At 39.8% G+C, this 914-nt stretch carries 2 protein-coding genes; both read right to left on the bottom strand.

The annotated features are described in order from the left end of the window. Window positions 1-17: 17 nt before the first annotated feature. The gene (locus tag JMY09_RS14400; RefSeq protein WP_265088041.1) at window positions 18-401 is read right to left on the bottom strand and encodes a transposase family protein; all 384 of its coding nucleotides are present in this window, start codon (window positions 399-401) and stop codon (window positions 18-20) included. A gap of 8 nt (window positions 402-409) precedes the next feature. Then, window positions 410-850, bottom strand: coding sequence for a transposase family protein (locus JMY09_RS14395; RefSeq protein ID WP_201538506.1), 441 nt, complete (start codon window positions 848-850; stop codon window positions 410-412). Window positions 851-914 lie beyond the last annotated feature (64 nt).

The raw sequence follows: 914 nt of genomic DNA, 5'->3' as shown, positions 1-914 counted from the left end.
TAGACCTCTTGCAAAAGTCATAGGTTAAGCTCAAAATTAACAACACCGGCGAATAGCTTCATTCTAAGATCATAGCGCTGACGACGGTTACGATATCTATGAGCCACGATTTTGAACAATTTAATTAAGCCTATTTTGTGTTCAACCATAATGCGAAACTTAGCTAGATAGTGATTGGCTTGTTTGCAAAGGTCTAATAGCTGACCTCCACGTGGTTTTTTAAAGGGGATAAAGGTTTGTTTATGTAGCTTTGCGATGCCCTGATAGCCACTATCTGCTAGTAGTTTAGCGTTGTCAGGAAGCCAATCAGGAGAAGTCTCTTTATACAGCTTAAAATCGTGCACGGAACCTTTAGACGTTTGAATATCTAATATTAAACCAGTTTTCCAGTGAACGATCACTTGCGCTTTTAGGGTGTGTTGTTTCTTCTTACCGCTGTAGTAGTCTCTTTGGTTTTTTTTGGACGTTCAATTGGGGTTTCGGTGGCATCAACGATGACGACTGACCAATTAATATCGTCATCAACTCTACTAGGAAGCTTTTTAGGCAACTCAAACCTACCTGAATCAATAAGAACATCTTCTACTTTACGAATGATACGGCTGGCAGAAGACTCATGAATACCAAAGTCCATACTGATGTGGTACAGCGTTCGATACTCACGCCAATAAGTCAGAGCTAGTAATATCTGTTCTTCAAGACTAAGCACGCTTGGTCGTCCTGATTTGGTCTTTTGTGCTTCATGCTGCTGCATGGCATTAAGCATTTCATAAAAGGTAGCCTTACGAATGCCTGTGTAACGTTTAAAACCAGCATCACTTTGTTTAAGTAGCTTGTCTATGTTTGGCATGGTCCTAACCAATTGTGATTGTATGAGTTATTATAAAATTCTCTGCTACTTTTGCAAGAGGTCT

This window comes from Psychrobacter urativorans (assembly GCF_904846695.1).
Taxonomy (GTDB): domain Bacteria; phylum Pseudomonadota; class Gammaproteobacteria; order Pseudomonadales; family Moraxellaceae; genus Psychrobacter; species Psychrobacter urativorans.
This window is presented reverse-complemented; position numbering and strand designations above follow the sequence as displayed.